Here is a 15998-nt window from a genome sequence, read left to right as displayed (position 1 = left end):
AAGAAAAATCGAAATATTCTAAGAGCCAGGGGAACCGATATATGTTAATCATCAAAGACATTTTGCTACAGTTACTGTTCGTTATCGTCCCTGTTTTGCTGTATAGAAATGTTTGGGTGGGGCGATCAACCTCGAACAAGATGAGCATCAAATCATCAATGGTTATCGTTTGTAGCTCGATCAGTGTTATTTTTGCGATGAGCTTTCCCGTACAACTCAGTAATGGTATGGAGTACGATTTACGCTCGATACCGATCATTATTACCATTTTATACGCTGGGTATATCCCGGGCATTTTGACGATTTTGGTGATGTTTATCGTAAGGATCGTTTTAGGTAGCGATGGCGTACTCGTAACGATCCTTGGAACGATGGTTTATGCGATCATTCCGTTTTTATTGGTGAATCGTTGGTATGGCTACTCTTTACGAAAGAAACTTGGGCTCGTTCTCTTGATCGGATGCTTAAAGCAGCTATCCATCATCGGTGGAGGGATGGTTGTTTTGATCTGGAGAGGATTTCCGTTGTCCATCATTAACAATTATCTGGAGCCGCTGGTGGAAATCGGCTACCTCGCTTTGATCGTACAAGGTGCAGCCGTTTACTTCATCGAGTTTATTCGAGAATCTCATATTATCCGCAAGCAGGTCGAACGCTCAGAAAAGCTGAACCTGATCAGCGAGCTGGCAGCCAGTGTCGCCCACGAAGTGCGCAACCCACTCACGGTGGTACGAGGCTTTGTCCAATTGTTGCGTGAGGAGACGAATCCGAAAAACGTTGAATATATCCGATTGGTCTTAAATGAACTCGATCGGGCTGAATTTATCATTTCTGACTATTTAAATCTGGCCAAGCCTCATTCTGAGACGCTGGAGCGACTGGAAATTGCGCATACCGTGAAAGAAGTCGCGGCTATCATGTCCTCCTACAGCGTCATGAATCGAGTGGAAATCACCTGTGAGACCGAGCCGGGCCTATTCGTTGAGAGCAACGCCGTTAAGCTCAAGCAAGCATTGATGAATCTGATGAAAAACGGTATCGAATCGATGGGACAAGGTGGCATGCTGCACGTCACCGTACGAGCAGCCGGGAAGTATCATGTGATTTCCATCATAGATGAGGGAGAGGGGATGACGCCAGAGCAGATTGAACAGATAGGGCTACCTTTTTATTCTACAAAGGAAAAAGGGACAGGTCTCGGTTTGATGGTAACCTGCCGGATCATCGAGGCGATGCAAGGGACGATCCACTTTCAGAGTCAACACGGGCATGGAACGCAGGTGACGATTCAACTGCCTGCAGTGTATTTGACCGGAAAAGGAGAGGAACATGGACAAAGATCAAGAGGTGTGGGAGCGACTCTTACATGAGCTGGCTGTCATCAGAAGTGAATTAAAAGCGTTCAAGCTCGAAACACGTGCAGAACTCTATCAAATCAAAAGCGAGCTGAAAGAATGGCAGCAGCGTGAAGAACAGCAAAGGCTCTCGAGCGAAGGGGAATAGACCATGAGACGATCCGCAAACAGATGGTGGCAAAAAACAGGAAAAGCTTTTTTCGCAGCAGGTTTGGCTTTAGCGCTTGCTGCATGCGGACAACCACAGGAAGCAGCAAAGCCTGTCACACAACCAACGAATGAAGCTACACCAGCTAATGCATCGGCGCAACCCGAACAAATACTCAGACTGAATAACTTTACAGAACCGCTCTCTCTTCATCCCGGACTCATTTCGGATGTTTGGTCATCCAATGTTATTTTTCAAACGTTTGAGGGGCTAACTCGCATTGACGACAAGGGCATTCCTCAGCCCGCGATGGCCCAGGAAATCAAGGCATCAGACGATTTGTTGACGTACACCTTCACGATTCGCGACAATGCGAAGTGGTCGAACGGCGATCCCGTAACTGCGCACGATTTTGAAAACGCTTGGAAATGGGCACTCGATTCCAAAAACGGCTCCCAGTATGCCTACCAGCTGTTTTATGTAAAAAATGCAGAGGCGGCCTTTGCTGGCAAAGCGAAGCCCGAAGAGATCGGGGTCAAGGCAACAGATGACAAGACACTGGTCGTCCAACTGGAAAACCCGACGCCGTTTTTTCTGGAGCTGACAGCCTTTTACAGCTACTTTCCGCTAAATACGAAAGTGGTGAAAGACAATCCGGACTGGGCGAAGGAAGCAGGACCAGCCTACACCTCGAATGGACCGTTCAAACTCGCTGCGTGGGAGCATAAAAACAAGCTAACGCTGACGAAAAATGAGCATTATTGGGACGCAGACGCTGTCAAGCTGACGAAAATCGAAATGAATATGATCAATGACGCGAATACAGAGCTGTCCATGCTGGAGAGCGGCGATCTCGATTGGGCAGGTGCCCCGGCTGGCAATCTTCCGCTAGACGCGATGCCGACCTTGAAGGAAAAAGGATTGCTGGTGATCACGCCAAAAGCCGGAACGTATTGGTATGAATTCAACACAGAGCAAAAGCCTTTCCACAACAAAAAAATTCGCCAAGCCTTTTCATACGCGATCAACCGGAAAGACATCGTCGAGAACATCACGCAGGGAGGGGAATTGGTTGCGACAGCCGTAGTGCCGCCTACGATGTTTGCTGAGAACGAGCAAGGCTTATTTACAGACAACGACATGAAAAAAGCCAAGCAGCTATTGGCGGAAGGGATGAAGGAAGAAGGATACGCTAGCGTCGACCAGCTCCCGCCAATTACACTGTCCTATAATACGGAGGAAGCACAGACCAAAATCGCGCAAGCTGTACAGGACATGTGGCAAAAGAACTTGGGTGTGCATGTCAAGCTGGAGAATCAGGAATGGAATGTCTACTATGAAAACGTGAAAAATGGGAAGTACCAAGTAGCGCGGATGGGGTGGACGGGGGATTTCAACGATCCGATCAACTTCCTAGAAATATTCCGAACGAAGGAAGGCAACAACCATACTCGTTGGGAGAATCGTCAATATGCCGATCTATTGGCGGCTTCTGCCAAGGAGAAGGATGCTGCCAAACGAAAAGCGATCTTGCAAGAGGCTGAGAAAATCTTGGTGGATGAAATGCCAGTTATTCCGTTTTACTTTAAGTCTACGGTGTATGCGCAGAATCCCAAGTTAAAAGGTGTAGTCATTTCAGGTCTGGGATACGCGCAGTACAAATGGGCCTATTTCGAATAAATCATAAGTTGTCACATTCGAAGGGCTGGTCAGTCGGATTATTCCACGACCAGCCCTTCGAATACGATAGAGACCTTCTCTTCCATGATTTCTTCGAGTGCCCAGGCGCCTTCGCTGCGTACCCAATCATAAAGAGCGTTATAGTAAATGTTTTCCAACATATTCGCAGCAACAAGTGGGTTGAATTTACTTTTCAATTGATTCTTTTCTTGCGCTTCTTCAATCAGGTCGGCGAACAGCTGGCGCAATTCAAAGTACATGTTCTTTTCGTTCTCAAGCACTTTCCGATGTTTCATCGAGGATTCTACGACGACTTTGATGAAATCGAAATTGGTGATGGTGACTTCATTCATGATCTTGTAGATCCGCAGCACCTTCGCCTTGCATTCGTCACCATAATCCCACTCTTCCCGGCGCTCCTCGATTTCATGCAGACGCTCGTATCCCCAGTTAGCAAGAATAGCTTCCTTTGAAGTGAAATGCAGAAAGATCGTACCGCGTGCAACATCCGCTTCTTCGGAAATCATGTCGATGGTAGTTGCTTCAAAGCCATGTGTTTTGAAAAGCTTGATGGCAGCATTGAAGATTTTTTCGCGTGTTTCGCGCTTTTTCCGTTCCCGTCTCGTCGTCAAGTATGTAGCACCTCCCTATGAACTCGTACGCTTGATTATAACACAACGGTTACCTAACAAAAGAATAGTTCATGCAATTGAGCATAATTTAGGTGAAAAAAGGATAGACTTCTGCGAAGGTCGAATGTATATTTATATACTATAATGAATAAATATTAAATCATACCAGGCTCGCGATGCATGGGGTGGAGGAGAGTAAAATGGGTGTTGCAAAGGCGCTGGCAGTACGTCAGGCTACGATGAAAGACGTGGATGCCATGTTGGAGATTGTTAATGAATATGCACAGCAAGGCTTGATGCTGCCACGTACGAAGCTGTCTTTCTTGGAAAACTTGCAATCCTTTATTGTCGCTCATGACGGAGATTCGGTCGTAGGTGTCGCAGGCCTGCATATTTTGTGGGAGGACCTGGCGGAGATCCGCTCCTTGGCTATCTCGGAAAAAGCAAAGGGGATGGGCGTTGGGAAACATCTGGTTCTTCATTTGGTTGAGCAATGCCGCCTTTTGGGAATTAAGCGTGTACTGGCGCTGACCTATCAACAAGTGTTTTTTGAAAAGTGCGGGTTTTGGGTGGTTGCCAAGGAAACACTGCCGCAAAAAGCCTGGAAGGATTGCATTAACTGCTCCAAGCTGCCGATGTGCGACGAAATTGCTATGATTTTCGAAACAGCCTGATACATTTGGTCTAGCCTTCCTTTTTCCTTTTCTGGTACTATATTCATATAAATAGTAGAAATATAAATAATATTCTATTAGTATACCAGAAAAACCGATTGGCAAAAATGGGGGGCTTTTCCATGAAACTAGGCGCTCGTATACTGCTCGTACTACTATTGGCAGGAAGTGTACCGCTGACAGCAGCGGGAGTGTTTGCTTATCAGGAATCCAAGCAGGAATTGTTGAATGGAAGTGCCGCTACACTGGAAGCACTACGTCAAAGCAACAAGGAACAGGTGGAAAATTACTTTCGCGAGCGAGCCAGGAACGTGGATACGTTGGCTGCATCGGGAACAGTAATGTCTGCCCTTTCTTCGTTTGAGGACGTGTGGCAGCAAGGCCTGGGATCACCTGCTTATGAAGAAGTGCAAGCCCGGTATACGAATGAATTGAAGATGGAGGTCGCTCGCTACGGCTTCGTAAATGGCTTTCTGTTAAATGCACAAGGGGACATCGTGTACGAGACAAAGCCACAGGCCGATTTCGGTACCAATCTCCTGACAGGCCCACACGCTGGCTCTGTACTTGGCCAGACCGTGCAGCAAGTTCAGAAAACCCAAAGCGCAGAAATGTCAGATCTAGGTATTTACGAACCATCCGGAGGGGCGCCAGGGGTATACATTGCAGCGCCGATCTACGAACGAGGCTACATCATCGGGCAAATAGCAGTCGAAGTATCCATGGATTATATTTCAAGAATATTCAACCAACGAGAAGGGCTGGGGGAAACCGGGAAGATTTACTTGGTTGGTAGTCCGGACAAGCTCATGCGATCGCAACTGGGCAGTGGACCCAATACGTTGTTACAGCAAAAAGTAGATACGCCCATCGTCGATCAAGTCTTGCTCACCCAACAATCAGAAGGAACGGTCGAGAGCATGGATTACTTAGGACAACAAGTGCTCGTGTCCTACGATCAGGTCAAAGTGGGGAAGAAGACGTGGGCGATTTTGGCAGAGAGGAATATGACCGAAATATTGGAGGGTCCAACCCGCATTCGGAATGCCATGATTGCTTTTAATGGTGCCGTCCTCATGCTCATCGTCATCATCTCGTTATTTACAGCAAACTGGCTTCGCCGCTCGTTTCGGGGCATGCTTGCTGTTGCAGAACGGATCGGTCATGGTGATTTTTCACGAGAGATTCCTGACAAGCTATTAAAACGAAAAGATGAATTAGGGGAACTGGCTGGGTCTCTCGTTACGATGCAGAAGCAATTGCGCAAAATCTTGTTTCAGATTCAGCAGGCAGCTGCTTCCGTTTCCGGGGCGGTGCGAAATATTCAGGGAAACACCAGTGAGATTGCTGCTTCCAGCCAGCAAATAGTCCTCGTCGTTGATCAAGTGGCTGCCTCTGCAGATAGCCAGGTGGAGAAAATGGGACAAACCTTGAATCTGGCTGTTGATTTGACGAAGGATGTGGAAGGAGTAACGGAAAATGTAGAGCGAGTGACTGTATCTGCGGAAGAAATGAAGCAGCATGCCCACGCAGGCAGACGCGCGATCGCAGATGTGATGGACAGCATGGACGAAATCAATCGTTCGGTAGAAGCTGCAACGGATGTCATTCATGTATTGGAAGGGCGCTCGAAGGACATTTCGAGAATTATCGCTGTCATTACAGAAATAGCCCGCCAGACCAATCTGCTCGCTTTAAATGCTGCGATTGAAGCGGCCAGAGCAGGAGAGCATGGCAAGGGATTCGCTGTCGTAGCAGGGGAAGTGCGCAAACTGGCGGAGGATACCAACCATGCTGCCCAGCAGATCGTAGGCATGATTGGAGATGTGCAAAAGGATACGAAGGAAGCGGTATCCAGAATGGTCGAGGGTGCTCAAACAACCGCCCGTGGCATGAAGACAGCCCATCAATCGCAAGAGATGTTCCAGCACATCGAGGAAAACATCCTCGGAGTGTCGCAAGAAATTAACGGTGTCAGTGAAGCCTTCAAACGTATGGCGCCAGATGCCCAACAAGTAGCTGTAGTCGCTGGGGAAGTATCGTCCGCATCGATGCAAGCGGCTGCTGGTGTCCAGAGCATCTCGGCTGCGGTAGAAGAGCAGAGTGCAGCGATGGAGCTCATCGCAGATGCTGCGAATCAGTTGGCTATTCTAGCAGAAGAGCTGAGAAGCTCCCTTGCAACCTTTGTCTCGCGCGAAAATTAAGAAAAAAGGGACGGAGCAAAAGCCGGTGAAAACTGCCTTTTCTCCCGTCTCTTTTTGTATTTTGGAAGGATATCTCACACAAAATGTTGAATGATAAGGACGATGGAGAGTTTCAAGCCGGAGGGACGTAAGCGTGCACAAACTAGATTGGGAACTATATCTGCTACCGTTCGAACAAGCTGTAGAAGAAATCAAAGTCAAAATTAAAAATATCCGTAACGAGCTGCGCAAACGCAAGGAGCATTCACCGATTGAGTTTGCGGTGGGCAGGCTCAAATCGATCCCGAGTATTTACAACAAGGCAAACCGCTTGCAGTTTCCTATTGATGATAATATTTGCTGGGAAATTCGCGATATCGCTGGCATCCGTGTCATTTGCCAGTTTATTGATGATATACCGGCTGTCGTAGAGATGATCCGCAACCGCGGGGACATGCGTGTGTATTTGGAGAAGGATTATGTCTCTACCCCAAAAGAAAGCGGCTATCGCGGCTATCACCTTGCTGTAGAGTATCCGATCATGATGGCGGGTGGGCAAGTGACCATTCCGGTAGAAATTCAGATTCGCACATTGGGAATGAATTTTTGGGCGACGATTGAGCACTCGCTGAATTATAAATACGAGGGAATTATCCCGTCCGATATACGGCAAAGATTGTTCGAAGCTGCCAAGGCGTCCTACAAGCTGGATAGCGAAATGAACAATATCCGGGACGAAATTAAAGACGCCCAAGCAGAGTTTACGAAAAAAGAAGTGCCGATGGAGTCATTATTATCGTTGGTGGAGCTGGATCTCGACGTCGATGCGGCAATGGACGAAGGAAGTATGAATGAAGGGACTGGAGAAGAGAATGACAAGCGTTAATTGGCTGGAAGAAACAAATAAACGCAAAGAAGAACTGATTGCGACGACGCAACAATTTTTGCAAATAAAAAGCGTACTCGACCCCGATTCCGCGCGGGAAGGTGCCCCTTTCGGAGAAGGGATTCGGCAAGCGCTTGACTTTGCGCTAGGCGTATGCGAAAAGGCAGGCATGACAACAAAAGACGTCCGCGGGTATGCAGGGCACGCTGAATTCGGACAAGGCGAGGAATTGATCGGCATTCTGAGCCATGTCGATGTCGTACCGGAAGGCGATGGCTGGAGTACACCACCGTATGCGGCTGAGATCGTGGATGGACGTCTGGTGGCACGTGGTGCGATTGATGACAAGGGACCGACGATGGCGGCCATTTTCGCCGCGAAGATCGTGATGGAGCTGGGATTGCCGCTGTCGAAGCGCGTGCGCTTTATTTTCGGTACGGATGAAGAATCGAGCTGGCAATGTGTGAACACGTATTTTGAAACGGAAGAAATGCCGACGATGGGCTTTACGCCAGATGCCGATTTCCCGCTGATTTATGCGGAAAAAGGCTTGACTGACCTTTCATTGCGCCAGAAGCATGAATCCTTCCAAAGCCTCGGAATACCTGCTGCGGAAAATGTGGAGGCAAAGCTCGTTTCCTTGCAGGCTGGCTTGCGGATGAACATGGTTCCAGACAAGGCTGTAGCAACGCTTGTGCCAATCGGCTTGAATAGTGAGGCGATTGCACAAAATTATCGTCAGCATTTGGACGCGACTGGCTTGAAAGGCAAGGCGGAGGAGCAGGATGGCCTCGTCGTGCTGCACATGGAGGGCGTCTCGGTTCACGGAATGGACCCAAGCAAAGGTGTCAACGCGGGTACCGAGCTCATTCACTTTTTGCGCACCTTGTCCTTGGATGAACGGGGAGCAGTATTCGTAGGCTTGGCTGATCGTTATTTGCACAAGCAGCATTATGGGGAAGCGATCGGCATCGCGCATAATGATGAAGAAATGGGTGCGCTCACAGTGAACACAGGTGTGATCAAGTATGACGAAAAGCAGGATGCGCTTTTCCGTCTGAATATCCGTTACCCACATTCTGTTGCCTTCGAAAAATGGTCGGCCGTTCTGGCAGAACGATTCAGTGAAGGAGCATTTACGCTCGAAGTGGCTGAGCATCTGACACCGCACCGCGTCGACCCGAATCATCCTTTGGTGACGACACTGCAACGCGTGTATACAGAACAAACGGGTGAGGAAGCTGGCATCATTGCAATTGGCGGCGCTACCTACGGCCGTTCGTTGGATGTTGGGGTAGCATTCGGACCGCTTTTCCCAGGACGACCTGACAGTGCCCACCAGCGAGATGAATATATTTTCGTGGATGACCTGATCAAGGCGACAGCGATTTACGCCCAAGCGATCTATGAATTAGCGAAGTAGAAAATAGGCAAACGGCTGGGCACAAGCTCCAGCCGTTTTTATTTTTGCTGAATTAGACGAGACAAAAAACTTAGCAAATGCTGCGAAGGCAATTGAATCAAATGAGACAGCATGAAGATGCACTCGAGCGCATTCGGGACAGCGGTTGGGGAAACAATAATAAGGGAATTCAGTATCAAAAAGGAGATAAATGATGGACGATCTTACGAAATTGATCAAGGATTTGACGGAAACGGACGGAGTACCTGGGCACGAGCGCGAAGTCAGAGTAAAGATGGAGAAGTACTTGCAGCCTCTTTGCGATGAGTTGGTAAAGGATCGGCTGGGTGGAGTGCTCGGGAAGAAGACGGGTGCAGAAAACGGTCCGAAAATTTTGCTAGCGGGACATTTGGATGAAGTAGGCTTTATGGTGACACATATCACGCCAAAAGGGTACTTGCGTTTCATCCAGCTTGGCGGATGGTGGACGCACAATATGCTCTCGCATCGTGTGAAGGTCAAGACACGCAAAGGTGAGTATCTGGGGCTCATTGGTTCGAAGGCACCACACGCGCTGGAAAAAGAAGAACGGGAAAAAGTCATGAAGCTCAAGGAGTTGTACATCGACATCGGGGCAAAAGATGAAGCGGATGCAAAGGAAATGGGTGTTCGCCCAGGTGACTGGATTGTCCCTGACAGTAATTTTACGACGATGCATGACGGAGAGCTGTGGGTCGCAAAGGCGCTCGATAATCGGGCGGGGTGCGCGATGGCAATCGAGGTACTGAAACGATTACAGACGGAAGAGCATCCGAATGTGGTATACGCTGGTGCAACCGTTCAGGAAGAAGTAGGGACTCGTGGTGCTGGCACAATAGCGAGGCTGGTTGAACCGGATATTGCTTTTGCTGTTGATGTTGGACTAGCGTATGACACACCTGGAAATGAATCGTATCCGATGATCTGCAATGTGGGAGACGGTCCGCTCGTCATGTTATTTGATGCTACGATGATTCCACACACCGGATTGCGTGATCTCGTATTCGACACAGCAGACGAGCTTGGCATCAATATCCAGGTGGATGCCCTCGCAGGAGGTGGAACAGATGCAGCGAAATTCCATTTAAGCGGAATTGGCTGCCCATCGATTGTCGTCGGCTTTGCGACACGGTATATTCACAGCCATAATGCGATTATGTCCAAAAGCGATTTCGAGCAGGCTGCCCAACTGCTGACAGCTGTTATCAAGAAGCTCGATAAGGAAACGATTCAACAATTGATCGACAGATAGGCAAGGAAAGCAGAACCCTCCCCATGTATGAATGCATTGGGGAGGGTTTTCGTTTTGTTACTTGTTCTTCTCGGGGAGGTCTACCTTTATTTCCAGACCCTTAATAAACTGATCATCTGTGACTGTTTCAGCGAAATGATCTTTTACGACAAAAGGCTTGATTATGAAATACTTCGGCTGTCCTTGTGCAGAAGCATAGCGGGCGTCAAATGTGAGAGTGTTATCCTTACGTTCCCCTTCTCCGTGGAGGGATGTCAGTTGACGACCTTGGTCGTCAAACAGGGCAGCTCTGATGGACTTATCTGATGTCTCGCCATCCAGTTTGACCGAATACAACAAGCGCGTCGTCACTGGCGTCACATTGACCTCGGATACTTCGAAAGAAATCCCATCGTTTGATTGAATAGCATTCGGTTTAAGTTGGATCGTGTTGTCCGTCGCTTTTTGGAACGGAATGTTCAGCTTGAAGGCTTCATCAACACCAGCAAGCTTAACAACCACTTCCGCATGGAAAGAGTCTGGAATCTTGCCAGTAGAATTGTGGTCAGGTGTCTTCAAAATTTCTTCGAAGACCAGAAAGTTTGGGTGAGATTCCCCAGCTGAGTAGAAAAAGCCGCCTGTTACCAAACTACCTGGGTCATCTTGCCCTTTTCCATCGATGCTAAAAGTGACATTTGCGATCGCGTCACTGAGTTTGACAACCTCCCCTCCCGTATCAAACATGCCGTCCTTCAGGTTTGGAGCCGTTACATTGAGGAGGTAGACAGCGCGTGTTCCGTCGAAGACCGTCTCTGTTACCTCGAGTTTCATATCCTGGTGAGAAATACTTCTGTTGACCTTGGAAGAAAGACCTTGTTCGCCTGCAGCTCGTAAGCCGAGGTCCGCTTCGATGAAGCTAAAGAGACTGCCCACCAATGGGATCTGCTTAATCGATTGCGCCATGACTGGCGAGATAAATCCGGAGGTGAATACAGTTGCACCTAGAATGACTGCTGCGGCCGCAACATAGGGTGCTTTGCGTAATCGTTGGACTTTTCGTTCACGAGACATTTCCGGGAGAGCGGCGTATGTTGCATCCAATCGAGCCCGTACCAATGGTGACATCGTCGAATCTTTTGTACGTTTGTACTCCTTTAGTTCTACATCGAATTTAGATTGATCCATAATGTATCTTCCCTTCCCGAAATGTATGTAATTTCTCCATCAAGTTGTTCCGTGCCCGACTGAGTCGCATTTTTGCAGCGGTCTCCGAAATTTCCAGTATCTCTGCTACTTGTCTTAAAGGCATGTCTTCAAAATAGTGAAGCACAATAACAAGGCGCTGCTGTTCATCCAATCTCTCAACGGCGTCCCGCAGGTCAATAAGTTCGTCTTTCGGTGAAAGTGACAATTGGATAGGGAATTCATCCATTAGAACGTTACGGGAGCGATTTGCTACGATCTTGTTGCATTCATTGATCAAAATTCGGAATATCCATGTCTTGAAAAATTGGGGCTCACGAAGTGAATGCAGAGATTTAAAAGCTTTCAAAATGGTTTCCTGGAGAGCATCCGCAATATCTTCCTCCTTTTTCAGGATGGATTTAGCTGTATGGTACAAGGAGCTCTCGACTTGTTTGACAACAGCGATAAAAGCTTCACGATCTCCTCGTTTTGCCAAGAGAACCTGTTCTGTTAGATTCATCTTTCTCACTCCTTTCTGTGTTGGTTTTTCGCATGGACAGTAATTAGATCAGCGAGATCGATACATGGTCACATGATGTAAGCAAAAATTTTAGCGAGGCTTGCTTCATCGTCGCGAGTCTTGAAGAAAAATGCCCGGGAGTTGAACGGTTTAGTTGTTTTTTCGAAAGGACTCCTTTAGTATAGGTAGGATAGGATTTCGCAAGGGCAACAACCTGCCTAGGATGAATTTTGATTGATGAGAGCCGGTTTTATCGCATCCACTGTCCATGCAGTCATGGTGTGGCGAATCGGATCGCTTGTGAAAGGAAGTGGAAGTTATGGCAAAATCGTTTGCGTCTTTTGGTTTTCGTCCGGAGCTGATGCAAGGGATTCAAGACCTGTATTATAAAGAACCAACACAAATTCAAGAGGAAGCCATTCCTCTCATTATGGAAGGCAAAGATCTGATCGGACAAGCTCAGACAGGTACGGGTAAAACAGCTGCATTCATGCTGCCGATCCTCAACGCATTGGATGAGGGAAAACGCGACATTCAAGCGCTCATCCTCACTCCGACGCGTGAGCTTTCCATCCAGATTGCCAAAGAAGTAGAAAAGCTGGGCAAACACCTGAATGTGAATGTACTCTCCCTGCACGGTGGAACGGATATCGACAAACAGCTGAGCAAGCTGAAAGAAACGGTTCAAGTTGTTGTAGGAACACCAGGACGTGTACTGGATCATATGAAGCGCGGATCGCTCCATTTCGGACGTATCTCCACATTAGTGCTGGATGAAGCCGATAAAATGATGGAAATGGGCTTCTTGGAAGATGTGGAGCAAGTGATCGTCCACACGCCTTCCCAGCGTCAGGTGCTGTTGTTCTCGGCTACGATGCCTGATCTGGTGAAAAAACTGGCGCACCGCTTCATGAAACAGCCTCCGCATATCAAGATCGAGGGCAAGCAGAAGACTGTGGAGCGCATTGAACAATTTTACTATGTAGTGAACCAAAGCGATAAGACGGATGCTCTCGTCGATGTGCTGGAGCAAGAGCAGCCGTTCTTGACCATTGTGTTTGCCAATACGCAAGTACGTGTGCAACAGCTTACAGCCCGCCTACAGGAAAATGGCCTCTCGGCGAAAGCCCTGTACGGTGATTTGTCCCAAAACAAGCGGGAGCAACTGATGAAGCAATTCCGCGAAATTCGTTTCCAATACTTGATCGCGACAGATATCGCGGCTCGTGGACTCGATGTAGAAGGTGTAACTCACGTCATCAACTACGATTTGCCGAATGACGTGGACAGCTACATTCACCGCGTTGGTCGTACGGGTCGTGCAGGACAAAAAGGAAAAGCGATCTCCCTTATTTCTCCTCGTCAGAAAAACTTGATAGCTCGCTTTGCCAAAGCGACGAAGGCTTCGATCGAAGAAAGAATTTTGCAGGAAGGACGCCATCTGGATGCCGGACGTCGTCAGCGCGCAGAAGAACGGGAAACTCATTTCATTGAGCTGCGGGCGCAACAGGCGAAAGAGCAACAGAAGGAAAAAGACAAAGAGTTCTCTCCTGTACGTGAAGCGATAAAGAAAAAGACGAAGGTAAAGCCAGGCTACAAAAAGAAGATGGCGCGTGAGCTGGGAGATCTGCAAACGCAGTACGAGAAAAACCGCAAGAAGGCTGAAGCGATTGCAGCACGCAAAGCGGGTAAATCTGCCAAGCCTGCCGATGCCAAAAAAGCAGGAAAAGGTGGAGCAGCCCGTTCTGCCAAGGGTGGAAGACCATTTAGTCAATCCCAAGGGAAATCTCGGGGAAAATAAGATAGAAAAGCCTGTCCAGATCCGAGAAGGATCTGGGCAGTTTTTTTTGTAGAAACGCCTTTCGATTCTTGACTTTACACCCGACTAGAAGGTTTATACTCAGATCGAAGTAATGAGAGAGAAGGTGTGGAATTGTTCAAAATCAGCGAGTTTTCCCGACTGAGCCGAATTCCGTTGCAAACGTTGCGCTATTATGATCAGATTGGGATTCTAAAACCAGCAAAAATCGATGATACGACCGGGTACCGATATTACTGTGCCGAACAGCTTCTGCAGATCAATCGAATTGTCATCTTCAAAGAATTGGGGTTCACCTTGCACCAGATCGCGCAATTGCTTCATGAGAATATACCAGCCGAACAAATTCGGGGCATGCTGAGGCTCAAAGAAAATGAAATCCAATCCCTGCTGGAGATGGAAATGGCAAAGCTTGCCCGTATTAAAGAACGAGTGCAGCTTGTAGAACGGGAGGGAAGGATCGAGAAGGAGCAAGAGGTGGTTTTGAAGCAGGTAGATGCTATGCACTTGATCTCCTATTCGGCTCGGGGTGCTGCAGAAGATATTCCTTGGCTGTTTCATATGTTCGACAGCATGCTTGATGTCAGCCTGAAGTTATCCTTGACTGGTCCCAAAACAGTGCTATGGAAGGAAACCGGAACGAAGGATCAGCTTTTCGATTTTGGGGTGGGCTATGGCATTAAAACAGAATCTGTCAAACTGCCCGAGCAAATGGAACGAAGCTTCTTGCCTGCCGAGACAATGGCTACGTTACTATTCCGTTCGGATTCGACCATGAAAGAATCAGCTTGCCTGGATCTGGCTACGTGGATTGAACAGCATGGTTACTGTATTCGAGATGAGCAGCCCGGCAGAGAAATCTATGTTCCCTTATCAGAAGAACCTGGAGTTGAGCTCATAGAAATCCAGATTCCAATTGTAGCAAGGGGGCAAAGTGAGCATGGGGAATAAAGGGGTTGTCCATATTCTCGCTTTGGCAGTTTTCCTGATTGGGACAGTGGAGTATCTGATAAGCGGGATCATTCAAACGGTGGCAGCTGATCTGGGTGTCACGACGTCGTCTGCCGGATTGCTTGTCACTGCATTTGCCCTTTCTGCGGCAGTAGGGGCTCCTATTGTCATCGCTGCCACGATCCATCTTGACCGAAAAAAATTATTACTTATGATGCTTGGCATTTTTATTTTGAGCAACTGGCTGGTTTATGTGAGTTCTTCCTTTGAGATGATGCTGGTTACACGCATGATTCAAGGACTCAGTGGGGGAGTTGCTACTGTTGTTGCGATGGCGGTATCTACACGGCTAGTTGAAGAAGGCAATCGTGGGCGAGCAATCGGCATCATTTTGATGGGATTGAGCAGCTCACTTGTACTTGGTCTTCCCGTTGGCACTTTTTTAAGCGAAGCGATTGGTTGGAGACTGCTGTTTATTGTTATTGGACTGCTGGGCTTGGTTCCGTTGCTTGTCATTTATAAAAAAGTCCCGCCTATAAAAGCGCAGGAGGCTGTAACACCGCGGGCACAGCTAGCTGTTATAAAAAATAGAAAGATTCTTACTGCGGTTGTTATCACGCTGTTGTACATCGGCGCTTATTCCACATTGTTTACCTATATTGCGCCTTTCTTGCTAACCCGGGCCGTGCTTTCGGCTTCCGAGATTTCCGGGATTCTGTTTTTAGCAGGCATTTGCAGTTTTATGGGGTCAAAAATTGGAGGGATTATCGCAGATCGCAAAGGGCCGAAGTTTACGATTTATTTTGGACTCTCTCTTCAGGCAGGTATGCTGCTTTTGCTATCGGTCATGGATGGAGTAATCACTACGTATATCGTGATCATCATGCTGTGGATGCTCGCCACTTGGGCAACGTCTCCGGCCCAACAGCTATATTTGGTTACCCAGGTGCCCCGTTCGCCAGATATCGCACTTAGCATCAATACATCCTTTATTCAATTTGGCTTCGCTTTGGGATCGTGGGTTGGGGGACTGGTGATCAGCAACTCCTCTGTGGAGCATCTGGGCTGGTCCGGATTTGTTATAGCGTTGCTGTCATTGTTGCTCGCGATCCGCTTGTTTTCCACAAAGAAAGAGCAGCTATCAGCGTAAGAAGATGGCGTATGATAACTTCTTGTCTCTCTCGGCCGCATTATTTTAGGAATACGCCCCAAGATCATTCGTGTGACAGAAAAAATGAAAGTTAAGACATATTATCTCTTTAAAATATACGGTGATAGCGTCAAATCCCTTTT

At 47.9% G+C, this 15998-nt stretch carries 14 protein-coding genes; 11 read left to right on the top strand and 3 right to left on the bottom strand.

What is annotated here, in order from left to right:
- The first annotated feature begins 41 nt into the window (after positions 1-41).
- Genes HP570_RS21360 through HP570_RS21350 form a run of 3 tightly spaced genes read left to right on the top strand, consistent with a single transcriptional unit; the run spans position 42 to position 3183 of the window.
- Positions 42-1370 carry an ATP-binding protein gene (locus tag HP570_RS21360; protein WP_173627059.1) on the top strand — a complete coding sequence of 443 codons (1329 nt, stop codon included), beginning with the start codon at positions 42-44 and terminating at the stop codon, positions 1368-1370.
- Positions 1330-1503: a hypothetical protein gene (locus tag HP570_RS21355; RefSeq protein WP_172801887.1), complete on the top strand. Its 174-nt coding sequence runs from the start codon at positions 1330-1332 to the stop codon at positions 1501-1503. Before HP570_RS21360 ends, HP570_RS21355 begins: the two co-directional genes overlap by 41 nt.
- Before the next feature lie 3 nt (positions 1504-1506).
- Positions 1507-3183: a peptide ABC transporter substrate-binding protein gene (locus tag HP570_RS21350; RefSeq protein ID WP_173627058.1), complete on the top strand. Its 1677-nt coding sequence runs from the start codon at positions 1507-1509 to the stop codon at positions 3181-3183.
- 38 nt (positions 3184-3221) lie between these two features.
- On the opposite strand, the gene HP570_RS21345 is transcribed toward HP570_RS21350, so the two are convergent.
- Positions 3222-3815 (bottom strand): TetR/AcrR family transcriptional regulator, encoded by a 594-nt coding sequence (locus HP570_RS21345; RefSeq protein WP_007722843.1) that lies wholly within the window; start codon positions 3813-3815, stop codon positions 3222-3224.
- A 200-nt stretch (positions 3816-4015) separates the two neighbouring features.
- Here HP570_RS21345 and HP570_RS21340 point away from each other — a divergent pair, with 200 nt between their 5' ends.
- The 5 genes from HP570_RS21340 (at position 4016) to HP570_RS21320 (ending at position 10251) form a co-directional block, all read left to right on the top strand.
- Positions 4016-4489 (top strand): N-acetyltransferase, encoded by a 474-nt coding sequence (locus HP570_RS21340; RefSeq protein ID WP_007722846.1) that lies wholly within the window; start codon positions 4016-4018, stop codon positions 4487-4489.
- A gap of 122 nt (positions 4490-4611) precedes the next feature.
- Positions 4612-6693: a methyl-accepting chemotaxis protein gene (locus HP570_RS21335; protein WP_173627057.1), complete on the top strand. Its 2082-nt coding sequence runs from the start codon at positions 4612-4614 to the stop codon at positions 6691-6693.
- Positions 6694-6826: 133 nt separating this feature from the next.
- Complete coding sequence (locus tag HP570_RS21330) at positions 6827-7558, top strand: GTP pyrophosphokinase (RefSeq protein ID WP_173627056.1); 732 nt, start codon at positions 6827-6829, stop codon at positions 7556-7558.
- Positions 7545-8981, top strand: coding sequence for a dipeptidase PepV (gene pepV, locus HP570_RS21325; RefSeq protein WP_173627055.1), 1437 nt, complete (start codon positions 7545-7547; stop codon positions 8979-8981). The genes HP570_RS21330 and pepV overlap by 14 nt, the downstream gene beginning before the upstream one ends.
- A gap of 193 nt (positions 8982-9174) precedes the next feature.
- Entirely contained in the window at positions 9175-10251 is a 1077-nt protein-coding gene (locus tag HP570_RS21320) for a M42 family metallopeptidase (RefSeq protein WP_173627054.1), read from the top strand.
- 57 nt (positions 10252-10308) lie between these two features.
- On the opposite strand, the gene HP570_RS21315 is transcribed toward HP570_RS21320, so the two are convergent.
- Complete coding sequence (locus tag HP570_RS21315; protein WP_173627053.1) at positions 10309-11415, bottom strand: DUF4179 domain-containing protein; 1107 nt, start codon at positions 11413-11415, stop codon at positions 10309-10311.
- Positions 11402-11935: an RNA polymerase sigma factor gene (locus tag HP570_RS21310; RefSeq protein ID WP_173627052.1), complete on the bottom strand. Its 534-nt coding sequence runs from the start codon at positions 11933-11935 to the stop codon at positions 11402-11404. The genes HP570_RS21315 and HP570_RS21310 overlap by 14 nt, the downstream gene beginning before the upstream one ends.
- A 319-nt stretch (positions 11936-12254) precedes the next feature.
- Here HP570_RS21310 and HP570_RS21305 point away from each other — a divergent pair, with 319 nt between their 5' ends.
- The 3 genes from HP570_RS21305 (at position 12255) to HP570_RS21295 (ending at position 15855) form a co-directional block, all read left to right on the top strand.
- On the top strand, positions 12255-13736 hold the full coding sequence (locus HP570_RS21305) for a DEAD/DEAH box helicase (RefSeq protein WP_173627051.1): 1482 nt from the start codon (positions 12255-12257) through the stop codon (positions 13734-13736).
- 132 nt (positions 13737-13868) lie between these two features.
- Entirely contained in the window at positions 13869-14705 is an 837-nt protein-coding gene (locus tag HP570_RS21300; RefSeq protein ID WP_173627164.1) for a MerR family transcriptional regulator, read from the top strand.
- Positions 14695-15855 carry an MFS transporter gene (locus tag HP570_RS21295; protein WP_173627050.1) on the top strand — a complete coding sequence of 387 codons (1161 nt, stop codon included), beginning with the start codon at positions 14695-14697 and terminating at the stop codon, positions 15853-15855. Before HP570_RS21300 ends, HP570_RS21295 begins: the two co-directional genes overlap by 11 nt.
- Positions 15856-15998: the final 143 nt, after the last annotated feature.

It is taken from the genome of Brevibacillus sp. RS1.1 (assembly GCF_013284365.1).
In the GTDB taxonomy this organism is placed as follows: Bacteria; Bacillota; Bacilli; order Brevibacillales; family Brevibacillaceae; genus Brevibacillus; species Brevibacillus brevis_D.
Note: the sequence above shows the minus strand (reverse complement) of the source record. Positions and strands in the feature narration are given on the sequence as shown.

What these genes read in the sequence shown, in the direction of transcription:
- HP570_RS21335 (WP_173627057.1), top strand. Translation starts at nt 4,612, where the DNA reads ATGAAACTAGGCGCTCGTATACTGCTCGTACTACTATTGGCAGGAAGT.
- HP570_RS21350 (WP_173627058.1), top strand. Translation starts at nt 1,507, where the DNA reads ATGAGACGATCCGCAAACAGATGGTGGCAAAAAACAGGAAAAGCTTTT.
- HP570_RS21305 (WP_173627051.1), top strand. Translation starts at nt 12,255, where the DNA reads ATGGCAAAATCGTTTGCGTCTTTTGGTTTTCGTCCGGAGCTGATGCAA.
- HP570_RS21295 (WP_173627050.1), top strand. Translation starts at nt 14,695, where the DNA reads ATGGGGAATAAAGGGGTTGTCCATATTCTCGCTTTGGCAGTTTTCCTG.
- HP570_RS21310 (WP_173627052.1), bottom strand. Translation starts at nt 11,935, where the DNA reads ATGAATCTAACAGAACAGGTTCTCTTGGCAAAACGAGGAGATCGTGAA.
- HP570_RS21360 (WP_173627059.1), top strand. Translation starts at nt 42, where the DNA reads ATGTTAATCATCAAAGACATTTTGCTACAGTTACTGTTCGTTATCGTC.
- HP570_RS21320 (WP_173627054.1), top strand. Translation starts at nt 9,175, where the DNA reads ATGGACGATCTTACGAAATTGATCAAGGATTTGACGGAAACGGACGGA.
- HP570_RS21355 (WP_172801887.1), top strand. Translation starts at nt 1,330, where the DNA reads ATGGACAAAGATCAAGAGGTGTGGGAGCGACTCTTACATGAGCTGGCT.
- HP570_RS21340 (WP_007722846.1), top strand. Translation starts at nt 4,016, where the DNA reads ATGGGTGTTGCAAAGGCGCTGGCAGTACGTCAGGCTACGATGAAAGAC.
- HP570_RS21315 (WP_173627053.1), bottom strand. Translation starts at nt 11,415, where the DNA reads ATGGATCAATCTAAATTCGATGTAGAACTAAAGGAGTACAAACGTACA.
- pepV (WP_173627055.1), top strand. Translation starts at nt 7,545, where the DNA reads ATGACAAGCGTTAATTGGCTGGAAGAAACAAATAAACGCAAAGAAGAA.